The following is a 21,896-nucleotide window of genomic DNA, read 5'->3' on the forward strand; positions in this document are numbered from 1 at the left end:
CTGCAAGGAGGATCGGGACGAAATGCGGACAATTTGCGCAAAGGGGCTGACTTGGCTTGTGATTTCGCGTGGACCCGTACAATGCGAAGTGCACGGTCGATCTGTCAACAGGTGGAATCACACTGAGGTAAATTTCGACACTTTTTCGGGTTCGTGTGACTATCGGCGATACGCGCCGTCAGGGTTTTCGCCTGACAAAACGCTTCCGCAGGACGATTGCGAGGGCAACTAACACAATCACTGCGGCCGGGATGTTGCCGACACGCGCATAGATCGTCGGCGCGATGGCCGCCGGCAGGCCGGCATCGAGCACGCCTTCGATGCCGAGCCCGAGCTGGGCGACGGTCCGCCCCAGCGGGTCGATGATGGCCGAGATGCCCGTATTCGCGGCGCGCACCATCGGCAGGCCTTCCTCGATCGAGCGCAGCCGGGCCTGCTGCAGATGCTGATAGGGGCCGGTCGAGATTCCGAACCAGCCGTCATTGGTGACGTTGATGATCCAGCCGGGACGGTCGTCGCGGCTCACGACGTTGCCGGGGAAGATCGCCTCGTAACAGATTAAGGGCAGCGCGCGCGGTGCATTCGGAATATCGAGCGTGCGGCGGATCGTGCCGGGAATGAAGCCGCCCTGCACCTTGGTGAGCTGCACGAAGCCGAGCTTCTCCATCCAGTCCTGGAACGGCAGATACTCTCCGAACGGGACGAGGTGCAGCTTGTCGTAGACCGCAAGCACGCTGCCGTCATGGTCGATGACGTAGATCGAATTGTAGGCGCGCGTGACGCGGACGCCGGGCGGCAGATCGGGCGTGCGCACCGAGCCTGTGATCAGCACGGTTCCCTTCGGCAGCAGATCGGCAATCTGCGCCATCGCGTCGGCTTCCTTGGTCAGGAAGAATGGAAACGCCGATTCCGGCCAGATCAGGATGGTGGCGTCGCTTACGCCGGTCGAGTGCGGCCCGGAGGCACGATCCGACAGAGTGAGATATTTCTGCATCACCGCCGCCTTGGCGGAGTAGTTGAATTTGGCGTCCTGCTGCAGATCGGGCTGCATGATGCGCAGCTTGATGCCGCTGACCAAACTGGTCGGCTGTTGCGAGAGGCGGACCGCACCGAACGCCAGCATCGCGGCGAGCACCAGCACCGCGGCCACCGGCGCGCGCCACGGCTTGCGGCCGCGCGAGGCACCGTCGATCAAGACGGCGGGACTTGCGAAGATCGCGACGGCCAGGAACGTCATGCCCCACAGCCCGATCAGCGATGCGCTCTGCGCCAGCGCCAGGGGTTCGGTCAGCGCGTAGCCGAACGCATTCCACGGAAAGCCGCTGAGCAGATGGCCGCGCAGCCATTCGGAAATCGTCAAGCTGACCGCCAGCGCCAGCACGCGCGTGGCGTCGCGCGGCCAGATCAGCCGCGCCAGCGCGAAGCCAAAGGCGGTGAACAGCGCGAGATAGGCGGGCAGGCCGAGCACCGCGAACGGCGTCAGCCAGGCGAAGGTGTCTGCGTCGACGAAGAAAGCGTAACCGATCCAGTACAGTCCCGGCACGAAATAGCCGAGGCCGAACCAGAAGCCGGACAGCGCTGCGGCGGGTACGCCGCGCCAGCGTCCGGCAGCGCTGCCGTCGATCAGCCAGACCGCGATCGAAAACGTCAGGAACAGCACCGGCCAGGCGTTGAACGGCGCCATCGCCAGCGATGACAAGGCGCCCGCTGCGAGCGCGAGCACGACGCGCCTCCAGCCCCAGGTCAGGATGACGGCGAGGCCGATCGATCGGAGCCTGTCGGAGAGCCTCACTGCGGACCGGCTCCTTCGCCGGGCGGCGGCTGGTTGTCATTCGCCTGCGGGTTGCCGGAATCCGGGGCCTGCTCGCGGCGTCGCTCGCGCTCCTTGCGCGGCGCCGGCCGCTCCTTGCGCGTCGTGATCCGCACGCGCTTGACCCGGCGTGGATCGGCATCGAGCACCTCGACCTCGTAATTGCCGGGCCCCGAGATCACCTCGCCACGCACCGGCAGGCGGCCGACGAATGACACCAGATAGCCGCCCAGCGTCTCGACCTCCTCGCCGGCCTCGCCGGTGACGAAATCTTCGCCGATCACCGAGCGGACATCATCGAGGCTGGCGCGCGCGTCGGCGATGAAGGAGTTGTCCGGCTGGCGGACGATGGACGGCGGCTCGTCGGAATCGTGCTCGTCGTCGATCTCGCCGACGATCTGCTCGACGATATCCTCGATCGACACCAGCCCGTCGGTGCCGCCATATTCGTCGACCACCAGCGCGAGATGGATGCGCGAGGCCTGCATCTGCGCCAGCAGGTCGATCGCGCGCATCGACGGCGGGATGTAGAGCAGCTTGCGGATGATGTGGGCGTCGGCCAGCGGCAGCGCGAGATCGACGCTGCGCAAGTCGAGCCCGGCCGGGAACGGCTTCTTGCGCTTGGTCTTGGTCGCGTCGGTGACGCGCGCTTTCGCCGTCATGAAGGCGAGCAGGTCGCGGATGTGCACCATGCCCTCGGGGTCGTCGAGGGTTTCGTTGTAGACCACGAGCCGCGAATGCGCCGCGCTCTCGAACAGGCTCATCAATTCGCCGAGCGGGATGTCGCGCTTGACCGCGACTATGTCGGCGCGATGGATCATGACGTCGGCGATCCGCCGCTCGTTCAGCGACAGGATGTTGCGCAGCATGGTGCGCTCGATCGCCGAGAATCCGACATCGTCGGGCGTCGAGGCGTCGAGCACGACCTGCAGATCGTCGCGCACCGAGCCGGCCTTCCAGCCGAACAGCGTTCGGATCGCACGCACCAGCCAGCCTTCGGCCGCCGGGCGCTGCACCTCGCCTTCGTGGACGACGACGGGCAGGTTGCTCACGTTGCGCGGATTGTCATGGGTCGGGTCGGAATCCGGCATGTCAGGCGATCCGATCCGCATAGGGGTCGGGAATGCCGAGGGAGGCGAGGATCTCGCGCTCGAGTGCCTCCATGTTCTCGGCATCGTCGTCGTTCTCGTGGTCGTAACCGATCAGATGCAGGAAGCCATGCACCGCGAGATGGCTCAAATGATGGTCGAACGGTTTCTGTTCCTCGTCGGCTTCCCGCCGCGTCGTCTGATAGGCGATCGCGATGTCGCCGAGCATGCGCGGGGCATCGCCTTCGCCGCCGGCGCCTTCCGGCTGCAGCGCCGGAAACGACAGCACGTTGGTCGGCTTGTCGATGCTGCGCCAGTTGGCGTTCAGAGTGCGGATTCCGGCGTCGTCGGTCAGCATCACCGCCAGCTCGGCATCCGCGACATCGGCATCGGCGATTGCGGCGGCAGCCTCGATGGCGCGGTGAATCACCGCGTCGGCATCGGGCTCGGCCTGCCAGCATTCGGCGGTGACGAGAACCTCGGTTGCAGGGAAGGCAGACACGTTCGTTTCAAAATCTGCGTTATGGCCGGAACCCGCATCGCGCGGGCTCGCGGCCGAAGCTATTGGTCTCAAGATCTGGCGTTTGCCGGCTTTTGCGGCAATCCCTCATAGGCGGCCACAATGCGCGCCACCAATTCGTGGCGGATGACGTCCTCGGCCTTGAAATGCACCTGCGCGATGCCTTCGACGCCGTCGAGCAGCTTCACGGCTTCCGCGAGCCCCGAGGTCTGCCCAATCGGCAGGTCGATCTGCGACGGGTCGCCGGTGACGATCATCCGGCTGTTTTCGCCAAGACGCGTCAGGAACATCTTCATCTGCATCGTCGTGGTGTTCTGTGCCTCGTCGAGGATGATGGCGGCGTTGGTCAGGGTGCGGCCGCGCATGAAGGCGAGCGGCGCGATCTCGATCTCGTTGCCCTGCAGCGCGCGCTCGACGACGCGGGCATCCATCAGATCGTACAGCGCATCGTAGATCGGGCGCAGATACGGATCGACCTTCTCCTTGAGGTCGCCGGGCAGGAAGCCGAGCCGCTCGCCGGCTTCGACCGCGGGCCGCGTCAGGATGATGCGATCGACTTCCTTGCGCTCGAACAATTGCGCCGCATGGGCGACCGCGAGCCAGGTCTTGCCGGTGCCGGCCGGGCCGATGCCGAACACCAGCTCGTGCCGCTTCAGCGCGCGGATGTAGGAATCCTGCGCCGCGGTGCGGGCGCGCACCGGACGCTTGCGCAGATTGATCGTCTCAAACGTCGGCTTGGCGGTCTTGTTGTCGAATTCGAACAGCGAGCCCTGCGCGATCACGGCGCGGATCGCGCCTTCGACTTCACCCTGATCGAGATCGTGTCCGGCGACCGCCTGGGCGTAGAGTGTCTCCAGCACGCGCCGCGCCGCGTCGCAGCCGTCGCGGGAGCCCGCGATGGTGACATGGTTGCCGCGGGAATCGACCACCACGCCGAGCCGCCGCTCGATCAGCGCCAGATTTTGTCCATAGGGGCCGACCAGCGCGGATGCGGCGCGGTTGTCGTCGAAATCGATGACGACCTGAGTCTCAGGTGGCATTTGCATGTCGCGGTCAGGTTTGCGGCTGGGAGCGAGCGAAGACGAATCCGATGCGCTTTTGGGCAAGGATTTCAGGCTCCAATGGTCTGCGAAATGAGGCCGGGTGCGGATTGCGTTGCGAGCTCGCCGATCAGGCTGTAGCGCTCGAGGCTGTCGATCCTCACGGAGCGGACCTGGCCGATGATGTCGGGTGACGCCATCACATGGGCGGGCTGCAGATAGGCGGTGCGGCCGACGATCTGGCCCGGATTGCGCGCGGCGCGTTCGAACAGCACATCGACCGTTGTGCCGATCGCAGCACGGTTGAAGGCCGATTGCTGGCTGTCGATCAATTCCTGAAGCCGCCCCAAGCGCTCGTCCATCTCCGCCGCTGACACCGTCTCCCGCATCTCCGCCGCCGGCGTACCTGGCCGCGGCGAATACTTGAATGAATACGCCGCAGCGTACCCGATTTGCATGACGAGCGCGAGGGTGGCGGAAAATTCTTCCCTGGTCTCTCCGGGGAAGCCCACGATGAAATCTGATGAAAAAGCAATGTCTTGCCGTGCCGCCCGGAACCGGTCGATGACCCGCCGGTAGTCATCGGCGGTATGTTTGCGGTTCATGGCGGCCAGGATCCGGTCCGCCCCGGATTGCACCGGCAGGTGCACGAACGGCATCAGCTCGGGCAGATCGCGATGCGCTGCGATCAGGCTGTCGTCGACGTCGCGCGGATGGCTGGTCGAATAGCGCAACCGCGTGACGCCGGGAATGGTGGCGAGGTGCTGCAGCAATTTGCCGAGCGGCCAGACCCGGCCGTCGGGGCCTTCGCCGTGATAGGCGTTGACGTTCTGTCCGATCAGCGTGAATTCGCGCACGCCGTTGTCGGCGAGCTGCTTGACGTCGTCGATGATCCTGGCGACCGGTCGCGAGACTTCCGCGCCGCGCGTATAGGGCACCACGCAGAAGGTGCAGAACTTGTCGCACCCTTCCTGCACCGTGACGAAAGCCGAGATGCCGCGGGCGCGGATCGCGTCCGGCTTCGGCTGCGGCAGGAAGCCGAACTTGTCCTCGACCGGGAATTCGGTTTCGAGCGCGCGGCCGCTTTCCTTCGCGCGCTTCAGCAGCGCAGGCAGATGATGATAGCTCTGCGGCCCGACCACGATGTCGACGGTCGGCGCGCGATGGATGATCTCGGCGCCTTCGGCCTGCGCGACGCAGCCCGCGACCGCGATCTTCATCTCGCGGCCCTGGCGTGCAGCCTCGTCCTTGGCGACGCGCAGCCGCCCGAGTTCGGAATAGACCTTTTCCGACGCCTTCTCGCGGATGTGGCAGGTGTTGAGGATCACGAGGTCGGCGTCTTCGGCGCTCGCGGTCTCGACAAAGCCCTCGCCGGCCAGCGTGTCCACCATGCGCTGCGCATCGTAGACGTTCATCTGGCAGCCATAGGACTTGATGTGCAGCTTGCGCGGCGGCGTCATGGAACCCTGAGTACGAAAATGGAAACGGCGCCATCAGGGCGCCGATGCTGAAATATAGCTTAAACGGGCGAAAATCCAGCGGTCCGGGGACGGTTTAGTAACCTCCCCTTTCCAAGGGGAGGTCGCTTTGCTCGCCAGAGCAAAGCGGGTGGGGATTTGCTCTCTCTGCACGCAGCGCCGCCCGCGGCTGGACCCCCATCCCGACCTTCCCCCTTTCAGGGGGAAGGAGAAGAATGCTCACGCAACTGGGTTTTGGCCCCTGTCTGGGCGATCAAATCGGGCAATTGGCGCATATCGGCGAAGGTTACGGCCGCACCTGCCCGGCGCAGCATGTCCTCATGTTCCGCCGTGCAGTGGCTGCCGCCGTGAAATCCGAGCACGGTCATCCCGGCAGCGCGGGCGCCGGTGACGCCGGCCACGCTGTCCTCGATCACGACACAGCGCGCCGGGGTGGCGCCCATCCGGTCTGCGGCGAACAGGAACAGATCGGGCGCCGGCTTGCCGCGTTTGACCTGGGTGGCGGAGAAAATATGCGGCGCCAGCTGATCGTAGAGCCCGGCGCAGGTCAGGCCGTGATGGATCTTTTCCGGCGTGCCGCTGGAGGCCACGCATTTCGGCAAGGTCAGGGCTGATATCGCCTCGCTGACATGCGCGATCGCGTTGAGATCGTCGGCATAGAGACTGAGCGTCGCGTGCTTGACCTCGGCCTCGAAGGTCTCGGGCAGCGCGCGTCCGATCTCGCTCTCGACGATCCGCCGCGCCTCGCGGTCGGACACGCCGAGGAAGCGCTTCAGCACGCCATCGGGCGTGATCGGAAAGCCGTGCCTTGTCAGCGTGTCCGCATGCGCGCGACAGGAGATCACCTCGCTGTCGACCAGCACGCCGTCGCAATCGAAGATGACGAGTTCGAAGCTCATGTTCCGTTGGTGCGTTTTCTTCACGCGAACCGGTGCCCACTTCGCTTCAAAACGCTACGGCTTACGACTTGCCGTCGTCGTCGAGCGGCACGCAATAGAGCTCGAGACGGTGATCGACCAGCTTGTAGCCGAGCTTGCGCGCGATCTCGGCCTGCAGCTTCTCGATCTCCTCGGAGGTGAACTCGATCACCTTGCCGTCGCGCAGATTGATCAGATGGTCGTGATGGCTCTCGGGCATCTGCTCGTAGCGTGCGCGGCCCTCGCGGAAATCGTGGCGCTCGATGATCCCTGCATCCTCGAACAGCTTGACGGTGCGATAGACCGTCGAGATCGAGATCTTGTCGTCGACCGCCACGCAGCGGCGGTAGAGTTCCTCGACATCGGGATGATCCATCGCCTCCGCCAGCACCCGCGCGATCACGCGGCGCTGTTCGGTCATGCGCATGCCGGTCGCGGCGCAGCGCGCCTCGATGCCGGTATTTTTGTGCGCAGGCGGGATTTTCACCGTGGTCATGGGTTTCGGGCCGTATTCTTCAAACCTGAGTGGCAGAGCGGGAGGTGTTCTGCCATCGCGCCGATGTTACGACAAGTCGCGCCGCATCAGAAGCGCGTTCAAATGTTCCCCACCGGGCTGCTTGTAATAGCGTTCGCGGCGGCCGATCACGCCGAATCCGGCCCGTTCATAGAGTCGTCGCGCCGGCTGATTGTTCTCTTCCACCTCGAGGAAGATGGTGCGGATGCCGCGGCCGGCGAGATGGCCGAGATGGGTCAACAGCAGGTCGCGCGACAGGCCGCGCCCGCGCTGATTGGAATCGATCGCAATCGACAGGATTTCCGCTTCGTCCGCCGCCATGCGCGAGACGGCAAAGCCGATCACCGTGCGTCCCTGGCGCAGGCGGTGCACCAGCGTGTTGCGCTCGGTCAGCATCGCCTCGAATTCGCCTTCGCCCCAGCCGCGATGAAACGACGCGCCGTGCAATTGGGCGAGCCGCGCCGCATCGCGCAAGGAGGCGGGCTCGACCGCGGGCGTGCCGCCGCCCCACCATCGCGACAGCCAGCCGGTCATGTCGATGGCGGCGCGCTGATGACCAAGCGATCCCTCGGCGGCTTCGCGTCGGGCGCGCGCAGATAGAATGGCCGCGGCGGTGCGGTGTCGGGATCCACGGCGGCGCCGACCCAGCCGACCCAGATGATGTCGGGTGCGGGCTGCCTGTCGACCTTGACCGGCGGCGGGGCGTCGGCAGGCCAGCGCTCGGCGAGGATGTTGGCGGCGTTGCCGACCAGATGCAGCGCGCCGTATTGGGAAGCCTCGAACACCTCCGCGATCGGCGCGACCTTCGGTTTGAGGATCGGGCCGCCGTCGCCTGCAACCAGCTGGAAATAGACGTGATCGTGCCGCGCGTCGATCGCCGACAAGATCGGGGATGTGCCATTCTCGGCAACGACCGGCGCGGCGTAGGCGGCGAGCGTCGACAGCCCGACGATCGGCTTGGAAGCTGCGAGCGCAATGCCGCGCGCCGCCGACAGTCCGACGCGCAGGCCGGTGAAACTGCCGGGACCGGTGGTGACGGCGATGCGGTCCAGCCCGGCAAAGCCGATGCCGCTTTCTTTCATCACCCGCGCGATCAGCGGCATCAGCGCCTCGGCGTGGCCGCGCTGCATCGCCTGCGATTCGATCGCAATGGTATTGCCGGAGGTGGTGTCGAGCAGCGCCGCGGAGCACGCGTCGAGCGCGGTATCGATCGCGAGAATGATCATGGGAGGGCGAATGGCGAATACGAAATGACGAACAGGAAATTCGAGGAGAACGCGATCCGCGATCCGCCACGCGCCATTCGTCGCTCCATCACATCGGCCGGACTTCCTGCACGTCGGGCACGAAGTGCCGCAGCAGGTTCTGGATGCCGTGTTGCAGGGTCGCGGTCGATGACGGGCAGCCGGCGCAGGAGCCCTTCATGTTGAGATAGACGATGCCGTCCTTGAAGCCGCGGAAGGTGATGTCGCCGCCGTCATTGGCAACCGCCGGACGCACGCGGGTCTCGATCAGGTCCTTGATCTGCTCGACCGTCTCGGCGTCGGCCTCGTCGAAGAACTCGTCTTCCTCGTCGCGGGCCTCGTCGCTGGCAGCGGAGCCATCGGCGAGCAGCGGCGCGCCGGACATGTAATGCTCCATGATGGCGCCGAGGATCGCGGGCTTGAGGTGCTGCCAGTCGCCATCCGCCTTCGTCACGGTGACAAAATCGGCGCCGTAGAACACGCCGGTGACGCCCGGCACGGCGAACAGCCGCTCGGCGAGCGGGGAGCGCGCGGCGGATTCGGCCGAGGAGAATTCCAGGGTGCCGCTGTCGAGCACCGTGCGGCCCGGGATGAACTTCAGGGTGGCGGGATTGGGCGTAGCTTCGGTCTGAATGAACATTTGCTGTCTCCGGCGTCGCCGGTTCAAGGCCGGCGCGTTGGGTTCCCCTACCAGATGGCAATTAAAAAGCCGGCGATCAAGCTGCAAAACCGCGGTTCCGGGCCACAATCCATGCTCTGGAGCGGCCTCAAAGGCCCGCTCACGCTAGGATAGGGCGTCGATCTCGGCGTCGGTCAGGCCGCCGGGCACGATGGTCACCGGAATCGGGAACGCCCCCATGGTCTTGGCCATGGTGGTGATGATCGGCCCGGGGCCCTCGGCGCCCGGATTGGCGGCCAGCACCAGCATCGCGATATCGACGTCCTTGTCGATCACGTCGAGGATCTGCTCGGTTGGGTCGCCCTCGCGAATCACCCGCTCGGGAGTGATCGCGGCGATGCCGTTGGCGCGGCCGGCGGCGCGGTCGAGCGCCTCATTGGCGGCCTCCTCGGCTTCCGCGCGCATGATGTCCGCGACCCCGAGCCATTGCTGGTTCTGGTCCTCGGTCTCGATCACCCGCAGCATCACGACGCCGCCGCCGACCCGGATCGCCCAGCGGCTGGCGTAATAGACCGCGCGGTCCCATTCCGCGGTGTCGTCAACGATGACGAGGCATTTCGGCTTGTGACCTGTCTCGTAGCTGCGTCGCTGGGTGGTCATGCATGTCCCGGTGCTGAACCAAACCAACCCATGCTGCCACACTCCCTCCCCGTTGGGGAGAGGGAGCGCGCAGGTCTGCCGGTGATGTCAGCGCTGGCGGATGAAGCCGACGATGTCTTTCGTGGTGCGCATGGTCTCGTCGGCGATGATCCGTGCCCGGTTGGCCCCGTCGGCCAGGATCGAATCGACATGGCCGGGATCGGCGACCAGCCGCTTCATCTCACCTGCGATCGGCGCCAGTTTTGCGACGCACAGCTCGACCAGCGCGTTCTTGAAGCTGGAGAACTGTCCGCCACCGAACTGATTGAGCACCTCCTGCTTGGTGATCTCGGCGAGCGCCGCGTAGATGCCGACCAGATTGTCGGCTTCGGGGCGCGTCTCGAGGCCCTTTTCGTCGGAGGGCAACGGCTCCGGATCGGTCTTCGCCTTGCGGATCTTCTGCGCGATGGTGTCGGCGTCGTCGGTGAGGTTGATGCGCGAATTGTCCGACGCATCCGACTTCGACATCTTCTTGGTGCCGTCGCGCAGGCTCATCACCCGCGTCGCCGGCCCCGTGATGAACGGCTCCGGCATCGGAAAATAGAGGCCGTCATCGAAGCCGTGGCCTCGGATCGAATCGCCGAAGTCGTTGTTGAACTTCTGCGCGATGTCGCGGGACAGTTCGAGATGCTGCTTCTGGTCCTCGCCGACCGGCACGTGGGTGGCGCGGTACAGGAGGATGTCGGCCGCCATCAGCACCGGATAGTCGTAGAGACCGACGGAAGCGTTCTCACGGTCCTTGCCCGCCTTCTCCTTGAACTGGGTCATGCGGCTGAGCCAGCCGACACGGGCAACGCAGTTGAAGATCCAGGTCAGCTCGGCATGGCCGGCAACCTGGCTCTGGTTGAACACGATGTGCTTGTTCGGGTCGATGCCGGCGGCGATGAAGGCCGCGGTGACCTCGCGGGTGTTGCGCGCGAGCTCGGCCGGTCCGCCCCAGACGTCGACGCCCTGCGTGATCGCGTGCATGTCGACGACGCAATAGATGCAGTTATGGGTCTGCTGCATCTTCACGAAGTTGACGATGGCGCCGAGATAGTTGCCGAGGTGCAGATTGCCCGTCGGCTGGACGCCTGAGAAAACCCGTTCAACGAACGCCATGGTCTCGATTCCCGGAAATGATCGGCTTTGCGGCGTCGTTTGCCACTTAAGCCCTGCGCGCGCAAGTCAGGCGGGGCGTCTTTGCCTGACGGCGTTAACCGCGTCGCGCCAGCCGGTGACGCCGAAAAGCTGCAAGAACAGCCCGTAACCGGCGATCCCGGCCGCGATCAGCACGAGGAGAGAGGCCGCCTGCACGAAACCGTGGCGGCCGGCTGCCGGCAGCGCGCCTGCCGCGAGCCAGAGCAGGACGCCCATCGCGAGCGCTGCGGCCAGGATGCGCGGCAGCCGGCGGCGCGCCGCGGCGTCGATCGAGAAGCCGAAGGTTGTGGCGCCCCTGCGGATCAGCGCCAGCGCATTGCTCCAGGCGCCGAGCGCAATGCCCGCGGCAATTCCGTTGGCGCCGAAGATACGGCCGAGCAGGAAGGCCGCCGCGATCGCCACCACGATGGCCTTCAGCGTCGCAAACAGCGGCGTCAGCGTGTCCTCGCGCGCAAAGAATGCCGGCGACAGCGACTTCACCAGCACATGTGCCGGCAAGGCCAGCGTCAGCCAGATCAGGGCCTGCGCGGTCGCCGCGGTATCCTCGGCGGTGAACGCGCCGTGCTCGAACAGCATCCGCACGATCGGCTCGCTCAGCACCATCAGGCCGAGCGTCGCCGGCAGCGCCAGCCCGACCGCAAGCTCCAGGGCGCGCGATTCCGCATGCGCGATCGCGCTGGGCTCGCCGCTGCGCACCGCGCGCGTCATCTCCGGGATCAACACGGTGCCCATGGCGACGCCGACGATGCCGAGCGGCAGCTCAAGCAGGCGGTTGGCGAAATAGAGCCAGGACACCGCCGATGGCGAGGTCGATGCGATCACGGCGCCCGCCACGACAAGCCATTGCGGCGCGCTGCTCGCAATCATGCCGGGGATCGCACGGCCGAGAAAGCCGCGCATCTCGGGATCGAACGATATCCGCAGCGGTGCGGCGAGCCTTGCGCCGCGCAGCGCCAGCATCGAGAGCTGCAGGAAGCCGGCGACGCCGATCGTCGCGGCCATGATCAGTGCGGCCTGCATCGGGTCCTGTTGCCGTACCAACAACACAACCATCACCGATATCAGCGCGATGTTGAACAACAGCGGCGAAAACGCCGTCAGGGCAAAGCGTCCCTGCGCATTGAGCAGCGCCATCATCACGGTGACCGGGCCGGCGAAGGCGAGATAGGGCAGCATCAGCCTGGCGTTGTCGACCGCGAATTGCAGCGTCTCGCGGCCGACAAAGCCGGGCGCGATCGCCGCGATCACCAGCGGCATCAACGCGCCGATCACGAGCGCGGCGGCGATGACCGCTGCGCTGACGGTGCCGAGCACGCGGCCAGCAAACGCGGTTGCCGCGGCCATGCCGTCGGCATCGCGCGCCTTCAGCCAGGCCGGCACCAGGGCGGCATTCAATCCACCCTCGGCCAGCAGCCGTCGCACGACATTCACAAGCTGGAATGCCGCCAGGAAAGCGTCCGCCACCGGCCCCGCGCCAAGCAGCGCCGCGATCACGGAATCGCGTACGAAGCCGAGCAGTCGCGAGGTCAGCGTTCCCGTGGAGACCGTGAGGAAGGAGCGGAACATTGGCTCTGTATAGCAGCCGCTTCCCTTGCTGGCGCTAGCCGTAACGTGATAGGTCGCGGCTCTTGTTGGGTGGCGTTAACACAGGGCAGGTCTATGGCTGACGCAAAATACGACGTTCTCGGGATCGGCAACGCGATCTTCGATGTGCTGGTGCAGACCGACGAGGGGTTCCTTGCCCGTCACGGCATGACCAAGGGCTCGATGCAGCTGATCGACGAGGCGCGCGCCACCGCGATCTACAGCGACATGGGGGTCGCGACCGAGATGTCGGGCGGTTCGGCCGCGAACACCATCGTCGGCGTCGGCAATCTCGGCGCCCGCGCCGCCTATGTCGGCAAGGTCAAGGACGACCAGATCGGCAAGCTTTACGTCCACGACATCCGCGCCGCCGGCGTGACCTTCGATACCGCGCCGGCCAAGGCCGGCCCGGCCACCGGCTGCTCCTACATCCTGGTGACGCCGGACGGCGAGCGCACCATGAACACCTATCTCGGCGCGGCGCAGGACCTGACGCCCGACGACATCGATCCGGCCCAGATCGCAGCCGCCAGCTTCATCTATCTCGAGGGCTATCTCTGGGATCCGAAGAACGCCAAGGACGCCTTCGTGAAGGCGGCCGATATCGCGCATGGCGCGGGCCGCCAGGTCGCGCTGACGCTGTCGGATTCATTCTGCGTCGATCGCTACCGCGACGAATTCCTCGCGCTGATGCGCAAGGGCACGGTGGATCTCGTGTTCGCCAACGAGTCCGAATTGCACTCGCTGTACCAGACCTCGGATTTCGACACCGCGCTGAAGCAGTTCGGCAAGGACACCAAACTCGGCGTCGTCACGCGCAGCGAGAAGGGCTGCGTCGTGATCTCAGGTGATAGCGTCGTATCGGCGCCCGCCTCTCCGATCGACAGGCTGGTCGACACCACCGGCGCCGGCGACCTGTTCGCCGCCGGCTTCCTGGTCGGTCTCGTCCGCAACATCGGTCATGAGAATGCCGGCCGCCTCGGCGCGCTCGCCGCCGCCGAAGTGATCCAGCACATCGGCGCCCGGCCGCTGGTTTCGCTGAAGGATCTGGCGAAGCAGAAGGGGTTGTTGGTGTAAGGGCGAAGCTCTTTCTTGCCTCTCCCGCAAGCGGGAGAGGCAGAAGAGCAACGTCACGCCGTCTTCGCCGCCTTCAGCCCGAGCCGTTGCTCGACTGCATCGCGCATCACGAATTTCTGGATCTTGCCGGTCACCGTCATCGGGAATTCATCGACGAATTCGACATAGCGCGGGATCTTGTTGTGGGCGATCTGGCCCTGGCAGAAGGCGCGGACCTCGTCGGCGGTCAGCGTCTCGCCGGCCCGCACGCGAACCCACGCGCACAGCTCCTCACCGTAGCGCTGGTCGGCGACGCCGAAGATCTGCACGTCCTGGATCTTCGGATGGCGGTAGAGGAATTCCTCGATCTCGCGCGGATAGAGATTTTCGCCGCCGCGGATCACCAAATCCTTGATGCGGCCGACGATGTTGCAATAGCCCTCGTCGTCGATCACGGCGAGGTCGCCGGTGTGCATCCAGCCATTGGCGTCGAGCACCTCGCTCGTCTTTTCCTTCTCGTCCCAATAGCCTGACATCACGCTGTAGCCGCGGGTGCAGAGCTCGCCGCGTTCGCCGCGCGGCACCACCTTGCCGTCGAGATCGACGACCTTGACCTCGACATGCGGATGGATGCGGCCGACAGTCGAGACGCGCCGCTCCAGCGGATCGTCGGTCGCGCTCTGAAAGCTCACCGGGCTGGTCTCGGTCATGCCGTAGGCGATCGTCACCTCGCGCATGTTCATCTCGGTGTTGACGCGCTTCATCACCTCGATCGGGCAGGGCGCGCCGGCCATGATGCCGGTGCGCAGCGAGGACAGGTCGAAGCGCTTGAACTCGGGATGATCGAGCTCGGCAATGAACATGGTCGGCACGCCGTACAGCGTCGTGCATTTCTCCTGCGCGACCGTCGCAAGCGTCGCCAGCGGATCGAAACCTTCGCCGGGATAGACCATGGTGGTGCCGAGCGTGACCGAGGCGAGATTGCCCATCACCATGCCGAAGCAATGATAGAGCGGCACCGGGATGCAGATGCGGTCCTGCTCGGTCAGGCGCATCGCGCGGCCGGTGAAGTACCCGTTGTTGAGGATGTTGTGATGGGTCAGCGTGACGCCCTTCGGCGAGCCGGTGGTGCCGCTGGTAAACTGGATATTGACGGGATCGTCGAACTGCAGGCTGTCGCCGAGCGCCGCGAGTTGCTCGCGATGGCGCTTGCCGCCCATCTGCGACACTTGCTCGAATGGAATCGTGCCCGGTGCCGCCGGTCCGCCGATCTGGATCACGGCGCGCAGCTGCGGCAGCCGCGCCGAGCGCAATTGGCCGGGTGTGGCGCTCGCAAGCTCCGGCAGCAGCGTGTTCAGCATCTCCATATAGGCCGAGGTCTTGAACGCGGTCGCGGTCACGATCGCGGCGCAGCCGACCTTGTGAAGCGCGAATTCGAGCTCGCTCAACCGGTAGGCGGGATTGATGGTGACGAGGATCAGGCCGGCTTTTGCGGCGGCGAATTGCGTCAGCGTCCATTCCGGCCGGTTCAGCGACCAGATGCCGATCCGCTCGCCGCGTTGCAGGCCGAGCGCGAGGAAGCCGGCGGCCAGCGCTTCGACGCGGTCGGCGAATTCGTTCCAGGTCCAGCGCACATTGTGGCTGGACGAGACCAGCGCTTCGCGCTCGCCCCAGCGGGCGCGTGCGCGGTCGAGGCTGCGGCCGATGGTTTCGCCGAGCAGCGGCGTATCGGAAATGCCGCAAACATAGCTGTCTGCCTTGGGTGCCGGAATCTTGGGTGCCAAGCTCGTCCTCCTCGTGGTCGTATTCGTGTCGTCGCGCTTTTTTGCGCGATCTTAGTCGTTTGACGCCGGCAGGACAGGCCCGACCTATGGCGGGCACGAAAAATTCCTCCCCGCGAGGGGAGGGATTTCTTGTTGCCGGACCGGAACCTCAGGCCGCCCTTTGTCCGCTGCCGGCGTCGAGGCCGGCATAGATGCCCTTCTCGAAGCCTGCGAAGGCCTCGAGGCTATGCTTGTCGGCGAACGGCAGCAGCTGGGTCAGGATCACGCCGCAGACGTCGCGCGACGGATCGATCCAGTAATAGGTGTTGGCGAGGCCCGCCCAGGCGAGGCTGCCGGCGCTGCGGCCTTCCGGCGTCTTGGCGGTGTTGATCAGGAAGCTCAGGCCCCACTTCTTGACGATGTCGGGCCAGAGATCGACGTCGTTGGTGTACATCGGTGCCGCCGTCGTCATCTTGTCGACGGTGAGCTCGCCGATGTGGTTCTGTCCCATCGTTGCGACGGTCTCGGCCTTCAGCACCTGATTGCCGTTGCCTTTGCCCTTGTTGAGGATCATCTGGCAGAACTTGATGTAGTCGGCCGCGGTCGAATAAAGGCCGCCGCCACCCATGTGGAACTCAGGGTTCTGCTCGAGCTCGAACGGGATCGCGGCGAGCGTGCCGTCCTCGCCGCGCGCATGCATGCCGACCAGCCGCTTGCGCATGTCGTCCGAGATCTTGAATGCGGTGTCGCTCATGCCGAGCGGCGCGAACATGTTGTCGCGCAGATAGGCATCGAGCTTCTTGCCGGACGCGGCTTCCACCGCCTTGCCGACGAAGTCGATATTGGTGCCGTATTCCCAGCGCGTGCCGGGGTCGGTCATGATCGGGGTCTTCAGCGCGGCGTTCAGGCAGGTGATGATGCCGGGCGTGCCGGTCTTCTCCAGGTATTTGCCGAGATTGGCGTCCCACATGTCGTAGGCGAAGCCGGCGGTGTGGGTCATCAGCTGGCGCAGCGTGATCGGCTTTTTTGCCGGCCGCAGCTGCGGCTCGCCCTTGGCGTCGAAGCCGTCGAGCACCTGCACGGCGGCGAGATCGGGCAGCAGCTTGCCGATCGGCTCATCGAGCGAGAGCTTGCCCTGCTCGACGAGCTGCATCGCGCCCGCTGACGTCACCGCCTTGGTCATCGAGGCGATCCAGAACACGCTGTCCGCCGTCATGGGATCGCTCTTGGAGAGGTCGCGCTTGCCGAACGCGCCCTCGTAGATCACGTCCTTGCCGGTGGCCGCGACGGCGACCACGCCGGGAATCTCCTTTGCCTCGCTCTTCTGCCGCAATACCTGATCGATCTGAGCCTTGCTCTGCATTGGGGGCGTCCTCCGGTGGGGGTTTATTGTTTTGAAACGGGGCGGATCATCCTCCCGCTTTCGGGGTCCCGCAAGGCGGCCGCGATGCGATGCTGTCGCGATGTCGTGACAGCCGGCCCGGCAGGGCGGCCACGCTCAAACAGCTGTTCACCACGCGCGCAGATTTTGCGGTGGACTCCGCAGCGGTCCCGGTGACCCCACAAGGCGGCCACGGTAACGTGATCCACGAGTTGATTTTCGTACCTGTTTTTTTGCATTAACGCATTCAGATCGCTGCACAAACGGTGCGGCGGATTGGATGGATTTGACGAAAAGATTCGTCATTTCGCGCCTCGCGGGGACGCAGCAATGATTTCGACATGGAGTGAATGGAAGCGCTATCCGCGGCCGGGCCGCGGCGAGAATATCGAGGCGCCGGTCAGCCCGGGTCTTTACGAAGTGCGCTACGCGGGTACCGGCGCCCTGCACTCGTTCGAGGCCGTCGACAATGTCGCCCAGGCACTGGCGCTGCTGCAGACCGGCACCAAGTCCTGGTTCGGCCGCCGCGATGCGCGGGCGCAGGCCGACCTCGAATACCGGACTTGCGCAACCTCGACCAAGGCGGATGCCAAGGCCGCGGCCGAGCGTATGATCGGCCGCCGTGAAACCTACATGTCGGGCGGCGCGATCTGACGGAAGGAAGAATGTCACTCCGGGGAATCTCGAGATTCCCAGGTGCGCAATTGCGCACCTGGGGTTCGATGCTTCGCATCGCCCGGGAATGACGTGGACAGGGTCGCATTTGCGCGCCAGCAGATGAGCGTCACGGACAATGCATCGCGTCGGCTTTCCGCTTATATAGGCGAAGACCTCCCAAAGAAATTCCAGGAGTAACGCCATGACCCCGCCCGTTGCCGCACGCGCCACGCCATCCGCAGCATCCACCCTGCAAAGCCGCCTGAAGGATCCGTCGCTGCTGCGCGACCGCTGCTATATCGACGGCGCCTGGGTCGGCAGCCCCGAATTCGCCATCAACAATCCGGCGACCGGCGTGGAACTGATCAAGATCCCGCAGCTCGGCGCCGATGACACGACCAGGGCCGTCGAGGCCGCCCAGCGCGCATTTCCGGCCTGGGCCAAGCTGACCGCCAAGCAGCGCTCCAATATCCTGCGCAAATGGTTCGACCTGATCATCGCCAACCGCGAGGACCTCGCGCTGATCCTGACCTCCGAGCAGGGCAAGCCGCTCGCTGAAGCGCTCGGCGAAGTCGATATCGGCGCGGCCTATGTCGAGTTCTTCGCGGAGGAAGCGCGCCGCGTCTATGGCGAGACGATTCCGACCCAGCGTCCGGACGCGCGCCTGCTCGCGATCCGGCAGCCGATCGGCGTCTGCGGCGCCATCACGCCGTGGAATTTCCCAAACTCGATGATCACGCGAAAAGTGTCGCCGGCGCTGGCCGCCGGCTGCACCGTCGTGTTGAAGCCCGCCAACGAGACGCCGCTGTCGGCGCTCGCGCTCGCTGTGCTGGCTGAGAAGGCCGGCGTGCCGAAGGGCGTGCTCAACATCATTACCGGCGATGCGCCGCCGATCGGCAAGGTGCTGTGCGAACATCCGGCGGTGCGCTTCGTCGGCTTCACCGGCTCGACCAATGTCGGCAAGATCCTGTACCGGCAAGCATCGGTCGGCGTGAAGAAGCTCGGCCTCGAGCTCGGCGGCAATGCGCCCTTCGTGGTATTCGACGATGCCGACATCGATGCCGCGGTCGAAGGCGCGATCGTCTCCAAGTATCGCAACATGGGCCAGACCTGCGTCTGCGCCAACCGTCTCTACGCGCAGGACAAGATCTACGACCAGTTCGTCGAGAAGCTGTCGAAGAAGGTCGCCGAGATGAAGATCGGCGACGGCACCGAGTCCGGCGTGACCCAGGGACCGCTGATCAACATGAAGGCGGTCGAAAAGGTCGAGCGGCACATTGCCGACGCCGTGAAGGGCGGCGCCAAGGTCGTGACCGGCGGCAAGCGCTCGGCGCTGGGCCGCAGCTTCTTCGAGCCGACCGTGCTGTCGGACGTGCGGCCCGACGCTCTGGTGGCGCAGGAGGAGACCTTCGGCCCGCTCGCGCCGGTGATCCGGTTCAAGGACGAGGCCGATGTGATCGCGATGTGCAACGCCTCGCCGTTCGGCCTCGCCTCCTACTTCTATTCGCGTGACATCGGCCGCGTCTGGCGCGTCGCCGAAGCGCTGGAGTCGGGCATGGTCGGCGTCAACTCCGGCCTGATCACGACCGAGGTCGCCCCCTTCGGCGGCGTCAAGGAATCGGGTCTCGGCCGCGAAGGCTCGCGCCACGGCATGGATGAATATGTCGAGATCAAATACGTGATGATGGCCGGCGTCTGATCAGCTGTCGTCATCGCCGCTGAATTCGCCGTCTGCGGACGATGCCTCCGGCATCAGGTGATCGCGGACGGCGGTCGCACCAGTCAGGTTTTCGGCTGTGACCTGGATGGCTCACCGGGCGGCGTCTGACCCGGCACTGCCCCGAGATCCACGGCGCTTTGGTTCTCACGTTTCAGCTTGTGGGCGCGCGGTGCGTTCGCATTGGCATATGGCTAAGGCTTGCTCTTCGGCTGGAACGCCTGGTTGGAAAATGGTTGCTCGGCAGGCGTGCGCAACACGATGAAGGCGCGGTCCATCGATTGATGACAGGTGTTGCAGCCCTTGGTCAGCTCGGCGAACTCCTTCGCGAACCGCTCTGGGTCTTTTCGGTCGATCGCTTCCGTCATGACGGAAATGGACGAGGCGAGTGTCGTGACGTTGGAGACCGGAATTCCGCGGTAGAGCAGCGCCGCCTCCACGAGGCTCTCCCGGAGCTGCTGCAGCTCGTAGGCCGCGAGCGGCCAGTTATGGGCCGTTCCCGCCGACCACAGCTTGAGGTGCTGCAGCTGCGCGGCGGTCATGATGTTGGCGAGCTGAGGGATATATCGCTCGGCATTGCCCGCCCCGGGAGGTGACTGGGCCCAACTGGTCGGAATCACCGCGGCGGCCGACATGGCGAGCAACAAGGCGGTAAATGGCTTTACTTTCATGCGCGTTCCAATTCTCGACGGGCGCGATCCTTGCCAGGGACCCAATGCGAACCCCGAGGATGCACGCCTTCCAGTGCCTCATCTTGATTCAACATGCGGCCGGCAAGGGGGGCTTGCTTTGATCCAGCGCAAAGGGACATCTAGCGCGGCGCTTCGAAGCCGCCTTTTAAATGGGCTTCGCCCGCCGCAGCCGCAAAGCAAGGCGGCCGCAGCCGAGAACTCGCCTGACCAGATGCGCCCGTCACACGCCCTTGTCGTTCGGATTGGCGACGGCGTCCTTCAGCGGCGCCGTCATCGGGAAATTCAGGTTCACGTTCTTCGGCGGGATCGGCCGCGTGAACCATTTGGCGTAGAGCTCCTGGAATTCGTTGCTCTTCATCATGGCGACCAGCGTCCTGTCGACCAGCGCCTTGAAGTCCGGATCGCCCTTGCGGATGATCAGCCCGTAGGGCTCGGTGCGCAGGCTGTCGTCGATGATGCGCCAGTCCGACGGATTGGGGCTGCCGGCGATCAGGCTGGCGAGCAGAATGTCGTCCATCACGAAGGCGTCGCTGCGTCCGGTGGTCAGCGCGAGGAACGATGCCGCATGGTCCGGCGTCAGGATGTTCTTGGTCTGAAAATTCTTCGCCTGGGCGCGTGCGCTGAGCAGCCCGATCGAGGTCGAGCCTGAGGTCAGAGAGACCGGCCTGCCGCCGAGATCCTCGAAGGTCTTGATCGGCGCGTCCTTCTGCACCACCGCGCGAATGCTCGACACGAAGATCGTGGTGCTGAAGGCGACGACCTTCTGCCGCTCCAGCGTGTTGGTCGCGGGACCACAGACGATGTCGATGGTGCCGTTCTCGATCAGCGGTATCTGGGTGGAGAGCTGGACTGGCTGCAGCCGGGTCTCCAGCGCCGGCAGCTTGAGTTCGTCCTTCACCGCATCGACGATCCGCGCGCAGAGGTCCATCGCAAAGCCGACCGGCTTCTGGTTATCGTCGAGATAGGAGAACGGGACCGAGACGTCGCGGTGCCCGAGCCGGATCTCGCCGATGTCGCGGATCTTGGCCAGCGTGCCACCGGGCGATTGGGCCTGTGCCGGGGCTGATATCGTCGCCGCAAGAAAAGCCAGGAGAGTCAATTGCTTGAGTGGATTATTCATCAGGTGCTCGCGCTCGCCGGCAGAATTGGATACGATCAGCCAAGATTTTATACATTGGATTGCATAATCGGCAATCTGATTTTATACAATCATGGCCAAGTCGGATACCGTAGCTTGACGCCAGCCAGAGAGATACCGGATGGAACCCGCAACCGCCGCAACCCATCGAGGGGCCGGACCTCACGGTTCCGCGCCTGACGCCGTGCGTGAGGCGCTGCGGGCCGCGATCAGCTCGGGCGAGCTCGCGCCCGGATTGCAGCTCCGCCAGGACGAGCTCGCTGCGCGGTTCGGTACCAGCCGCATCCCGGTGCGCGAGGCGCTGCGCCAGCTCGAGGCCGAAGGCTTTGTCACCTTCCTGCCCAACCGCGGCGCTGTCGTCTCCGACCTGTCGATCGACGAGGTGATCGAGCTGCTCGAGATCCGGATCGCGCTCGAATGCCACGCGCTGCGATTGGCGATCCCTGCGATGGGCGAGATCGATCTCGAACAAGCGACGAAAATCCTCCGCGCCTACGACGCCGAGCCCGATCCGGCGCAATGGGGCGCCTTCAACTGGAAATTCCACGCCACGCTCTACGCGCCGTGCAACCGACCGCGCCTGCTCGGCATGATCGAGGCGAATTACGGCCACGTCGGCCGCTTCACGCGGGCGCTGGTGTCGCAGGCGACCGGCAAGGAGCGTCCGCAGCGCGAGCACTACCGGCTGCTCGAATTCTGCCGTGACGGCGAGGTCAAGAAGGCCGTCCGCCTGCTGCGCGATCATATCGAGGAAACGCAGAAGACGCTGCGCTCGGCGCAGCGCCAGGCGGTGCGCGATGCGAGCCCCGAACGCTCAGTCTGATCGCTCGAACAATCTG

Annotated in this window: 21 protein-coding genes; 4 read left to right on the plus strand and 17 right to left on the minus strand. The window is 65.2% G+C overall.

All coding sequences use genetic code 11. The features are described from left to right. Nucleotides 1–178 precede the first annotated feature (178 nt). The 13 genes from lnt to murJ form a co-directional block, all read right to left on the minus strand. Nucleotides 179–1,792: an apolipoprotein N-acyltransferase gene (lnt, locus tag ACVISU_RS21995; RefSeq protein ID WP_456708289.1), complete on the minus strand. Its 1,614-nt coding sequence runs from the start codon at nucleotides 1,790–1,792 to the stop codon at nucleotides 179–181. Next, nucleotides 1,789–2,901, minus strand: coding sequence for a hemolysin family protein (locus tag ACVISU_RS22000; protein WP_050406237.1), 1,113 nt, complete (start codon nucleotides 2,899–2,901; stop codon nucleotides 1,789–1,791). Before ACVISU_RS22000 ends, lnt begins: the two co-directional genes overlap by 4 nt. Before the next feature lies 1 nt (nucleotide 2,902). Further along, nucleotides 2,903–3,400 carry an rRNA maturation RNase YbeY gene (gene ybeY, locus ACVISU_RS22005; protein ID WP_456708290.1) on the minus strand — a complete coding sequence of 166 codons (498 nt, stop codon included), beginning with the start codon at nucleotides 3,398–3,400 and terminating at the stop codon, nucleotides 2,903–2,905. A 68-nt stretch (nucleotides 3,401–3,468) separates the two neighbouring features. Further along, on the minus strand, nucleotides 3,469–4,464 hold the full coding sequence (locus ACVISU_RS22010) for a PhoH family protein (RefSeq protein WP_456708291.1): 996 nt from the start codon (nucleotides 4,462–4,464) through the stop codon (nucleotides 3,469–3,471). A gap of 65 nt (nucleotides 4,465–4,529) precedes the next feature. Continuing rightward, the gene (miaB, locus tag ACVISU_RS22015) at nucleotides 4,530–5,918 is read right to left on the minus strand and encodes a tRNA (N6-isopentenyl adenosine(37)-C2)-methylthiotransferase MiaB (RefSeq protein ID WP_456708292.1); all 1,389 of its coding nucleotides are present in this window, start codon (nucleotides 5,916–5,918) and stop codon (nucleotides 4,530–4,532) included. A 215-nt stretch (nucleotides 5,919–6,133) separates the two neighbouring features. Continuing rightward, nucleotides 6,134–6,835, minus strand: coding sequence for an HAD family hydrolase (locus ACVISU_RS22020; protein WP_456708293.1), 702 nt, complete (start codon nucleotides 6,833–6,835; stop codon nucleotides 6,134–6,136). Between the two features lie 61 nt (nucleotides 6,836–6,896). Further along, nucleotides 6,897–7,349, minus strand: coding sequence for a Fur family transcriptional regulator (locus tag ACVISU_RS22025; RefSeq protein WP_050406205.1), 453 nt, complete (start codon nucleotides 7,347–7,349; stop codon nucleotides 6,897–6,899). Between the two features lie 66 nt (nucleotides 7,350–7,415). After that, on the minus strand, nucleotides 7,416–7,901 hold the full coding sequence (gene rimI, locus ACVISU_RS22030) for a ribosomal protein S18-alanine N-acetyltransferase (RefSeq protein WP_050406206.1): 486 nt from the start codon (nucleotides 7,899–7,901) through the stop codon (nucleotides 7,416–7,418). Next, nucleotides 7,898–8,593: a tRNA (adenosine(37)-N6)-threonylcarbamoyltransferase complex dimerization subunit type 1 TsaB gene (gene tsaB, locus ACVISU_RS22035; RefSeq protein ID WP_456708294.1), complete on the minus strand. Its 696-nt coding sequence runs from the start codon at nucleotides 8,591–8,593 to the stop codon at nucleotides 7,898–7,900. Before tsaB ends, rimI begins: the two co-directional genes overlap by 4 nt. A gap of 88 nt (nucleotides 8,594–8,681) precedes the next feature. Next, nucleotides 8,682–9,251 (minus strand): NifU family protein, encoded by a 570-nt coding sequence (locus ACVISU_RS22040; protein WP_456708295.1) that lies wholly within the window; start codon nucleotides 9,249–9,251, stop codon nucleotides 8,682–8,684. A gap of 144 nt (nucleotides 9,252–9,395) precedes the next feature. Continuing rightward, nucleotides 9,396–9,890: a universal stress protein gene (locus ACVISU_RS22045; protein ID WP_050406209.1), complete on the minus strand. Its 495-nt coding sequence runs from the start codon at nucleotides 9,888–9,890 to the stop codon at nucleotides 9,396–9,398. 87 nt (nucleotides 9,891–9,977) lie between these two features. After that, nucleotides 9,978–11,030, minus strand: a complete 1,053-nt coding sequence (gene trpS, locus ACVISU_RS22050; RefSeq protein WP_050406210.1) for a tryptophan--tRNA ligase — start codon at nucleotides 11,028–11,030, stop codon at nucleotides 9,978–9,980. A 66-nt stretch (nucleotides 11,031–11,096) separates the two neighbouring features. Then, nucleotides 11,097–12,635, minus strand: a complete 1,539-nt coding sequence (gene murJ / locus ACVISU_RS22055; RefSeq protein WP_456708296.1) for a murein biosynthesis integral membrane protein MurJ — start codon at nucleotides 12,633–12,635, stop codon at nucleotides 11,097–11,099. 93 nt (nucleotides 12,636–12,728) lie between these two features. On the opposite strand from murJ, the gene ACVISU_RS22060 reads away from it, so the two are divergent. Then, nucleotides 12,729–13,730 (plus strand): adenosine kinase, encoded by a 1,002-nt coding sequence (locus ACVISU_RS22060; RefSeq protein ID WP_456708297.1) that lies wholly within the window; start codon nucleotides 12,729–12,731, stop codon nucleotides 13,728–13,730. Nucleotides 13,731–13,783: 53 nt separating this feature from the next. Here the strand turns inward: ACVISU_RS22060 and ACVISU_RS22065 are convergent, their stop codons facing one another. Together ACVISU_RS22065 and ACVISU_RS22070 are read right to left on the minus strand one after the other, a co-directional pair. Continuing rightward, entirely contained in the window at nucleotides 13,784–15,493 is a 1,710-nt protein-coding gene (locus ACVISU_RS22065; RefSeq protein ID WP_456708298.1) for an AMP-binding protein, read from the minus strand. 148 nt (nucleotides 15,494–15,641) lie between these two features. Further along, nucleotides 15,642–16,835: a serine hydrolase domain-containing protein gene (locus tag ACVISU_RS22070; RefSeq protein WP_456708299.1), complete on the minus strand. Its 1,194-nt coding sequence runs from the start codon at nucleotides 16,833–16,835 to the stop codon at nucleotides 15,642–15,644. A gap of 348 nt (nucleotides 16,836–17,183) precedes the next feature. On the opposite strand from ACVISU_RS22070, the gene ACVISU_RS22075 reads away from it, so the two are divergent. Beyond that, a complete protein-coding gene (locus tag ACVISU_RS22075) occupies nucleotides 17,184–17,507 on the plus strand; it encodes a hypothetical protein (protein WP_050406214.1) in 324 nt (107 codons plus the stop codon). A 205-nt stretch (nucleotides 17,508–17,712) separates the two neighbouring features. After that, the gene (locus ACVISU_RS22080) at nucleotides 17,713–19,209 is read left to right on the plus strand and encodes an NAD-dependent succinate-semialdehyde dehydrogenase (protein ID WP_050406215.1); all 1,497 of its coding nucleotides are present in this window, start codon (nucleotides 17,713–17,715) and stop codon (nucleotides 19,207–19,209) included. 212 nt (nucleotides 19,210–19,421) lie between these two features. Here ACVISU_RS22080 and ACVISU_RS22085 read toward each other — a convergent pair whose 3' ends face one another. Together ACVISU_RS22085 and ACVISU_RS22090 are read right to left on the minus strand one after the other, a co-directional pair. Further along, nucleotides 19,422–19,898 carry a hypothetical protein gene (locus tag ACVISU_RS22085; RefSeq protein ID WP_050406216.1) on the minus strand — a complete coding sequence of 159 codons (477 nt, stop codon included), beginning with the start codon at nucleotides 19,896–19,898 and terminating at the stop codon, nucleotides 19,422–19,424. 241 nt (nucleotides 19,899–20,139) lie between these two features. After that, on the minus strand, nucleotides 20,140–21,039 hold the full coding sequence (locus ACVISU_RS22090; protein ID WP_456708300.1) for an amino acid ABC transporter substrate-binding protein: 900 nt from the start codon (nucleotides 21,037–21,039) through the stop codon (nucleotides 20,140–20,142). Between the two features lie 139 nt (nucleotides 21,040–21,178). Between ACVISU_RS22090 and ACVISU_RS22095 the strand changes: the two genes are divergently transcribed. Next, the gene (locus ACVISU_RS22095; protein WP_456708301.1) at nucleotides 21,179–21,880 is read left to right on the plus strand and encodes a GntR family transcriptional regulator; all 702 of its coding nucleotides are present in this window, start codon (nucleotides 21,179–21,181) and stop codon (nucleotides 21,878–21,880) included. Nucleotides 21,881–21,896: the final 16 nt, after the last annotated feature.

It is taken from the genome of Bradyrhizobium sp. USDA 4452 (genome assembly GCF_054063575.1).

Coding starts and splice junctions, on each gene's coding strand:
- ACVISU_RS22000 (WP_050406237.1), bottom strand. CDS start 2,901: ATGCCGGATTCCGACCCGACCCATGACAATCCGCGCAACGTGAGCAAC.
- ACVISU_RS22010 (WP_456708291.1), bottom strand. CDS start 4,464: ATGCAAATGCCACCTGAGACTCAGGTCGTCATCGATTTCGACGACAAC.
- miaB (WP_456708292.1), bottom strand. CDS start 5,918: ATGACGCCGCCGCGCAAGCTGCACATCAAGTCCTATGGCTGCCAGATG.
- ACVISU_RS22020 (WP_456708293.1), bottom strand. CDS start 6,835: ATGAGCTTCGAACTCGTCATCTTCGATTGCGACGGCGTGCTGGTCGAC.
- ACVISU_RS22025 (WP_050406205.1), bottom strand. CDS start 7,349: ATGACCACGGTGAAAATCCCGCCTGCGCACAAAAATACCGGCATCGAG.
- rimI (WP_050406206.1), bottom strand. CDS start 7,901: ATGACCGGCTGGCTGTCGCGATGGTGGGGCGGCGGCACGCCCGCGGTC.
- tsaB (WP_456708294.1), bottom strand. CDS start 8,593: ATGATCATTCTCGCGATCGATACCGCGCTCGACGCGTGCTCCGCGGCG.
- ACVISU_RS22040 (WP_456708295.1), bottom strand. CDS start 9,251: ATGTTCATTCAGACCGAAGCTACGCCCAATCCCGCCACCCTGAAGTTC.
- ACVISU_RS22045 (WP_050406209.1), bottom strand. CDS start 9,890: ATGACCACCCAGCGACGCAGCTACGAGACAGGTCACAAGCCGAAATGC.
- trpS (WP_050406210.1), bottom strand. CDS start 11,030: ATGGCGTTCGTTGAACGGGTTTTCTCAGGCGTCCAGCCGACGGGCAAT.
- murJ (WP_456708296.1), bottom strand. CDS start 12,635: ATGTTCCGCTCCTTCCTCACGGTCTCCACGGGAACGCTGACCTCGCGA.
- ACVISU_RS22060 (WP_456708297.1), top strand. CDS start 12,729: ATGGCTGACGCAAAATACGACGTTCTCGGGATCGGCAACGCGATCTTC.
- ACVISU_RS22070 (WP_456708299.1), bottom strand. CDS start 16,835: ATGCAGAGCAAGGCTCAGATCGATCAGGTATTGCGGCAGAAGAGCGAG.
- ACVISU_RS22075 (WP_050406214.1), top strand. CDS start 17,184: ATGATTTCGACATGGAGTGAATGGAAGCGCTATCCGCGGCCGGGCCGC.
- ACVISU_RS22080 (WP_050406215.1), top strand. CDS start 17,713: ATGACCCCGCCCGTTGCCGCACGCGCCACGCCATCCGCAGCATCCACC.
- ACVISU_RS22085 (WP_050406216.1), bottom strand. CDS start 19,898: ATGAAAGTAAAGCCATTTACCGCCTTGTTGCTCGCCATGTCGGCCGCC.
- ACVISU_RS22090 (WP_456708300.1), bottom strand. CDS start 21,039: ATGAATAATCCACTCAAGCAATTGACTCTCCTGGCTTTTCTTGCGGCG.
- ACVISU_RS22095 (WP_456708301.1), top strand. CDS start 21,179: ATGGAACCCGCAACCGCCGCAACCCATCGAGGGGCCGGACCTCACGGT.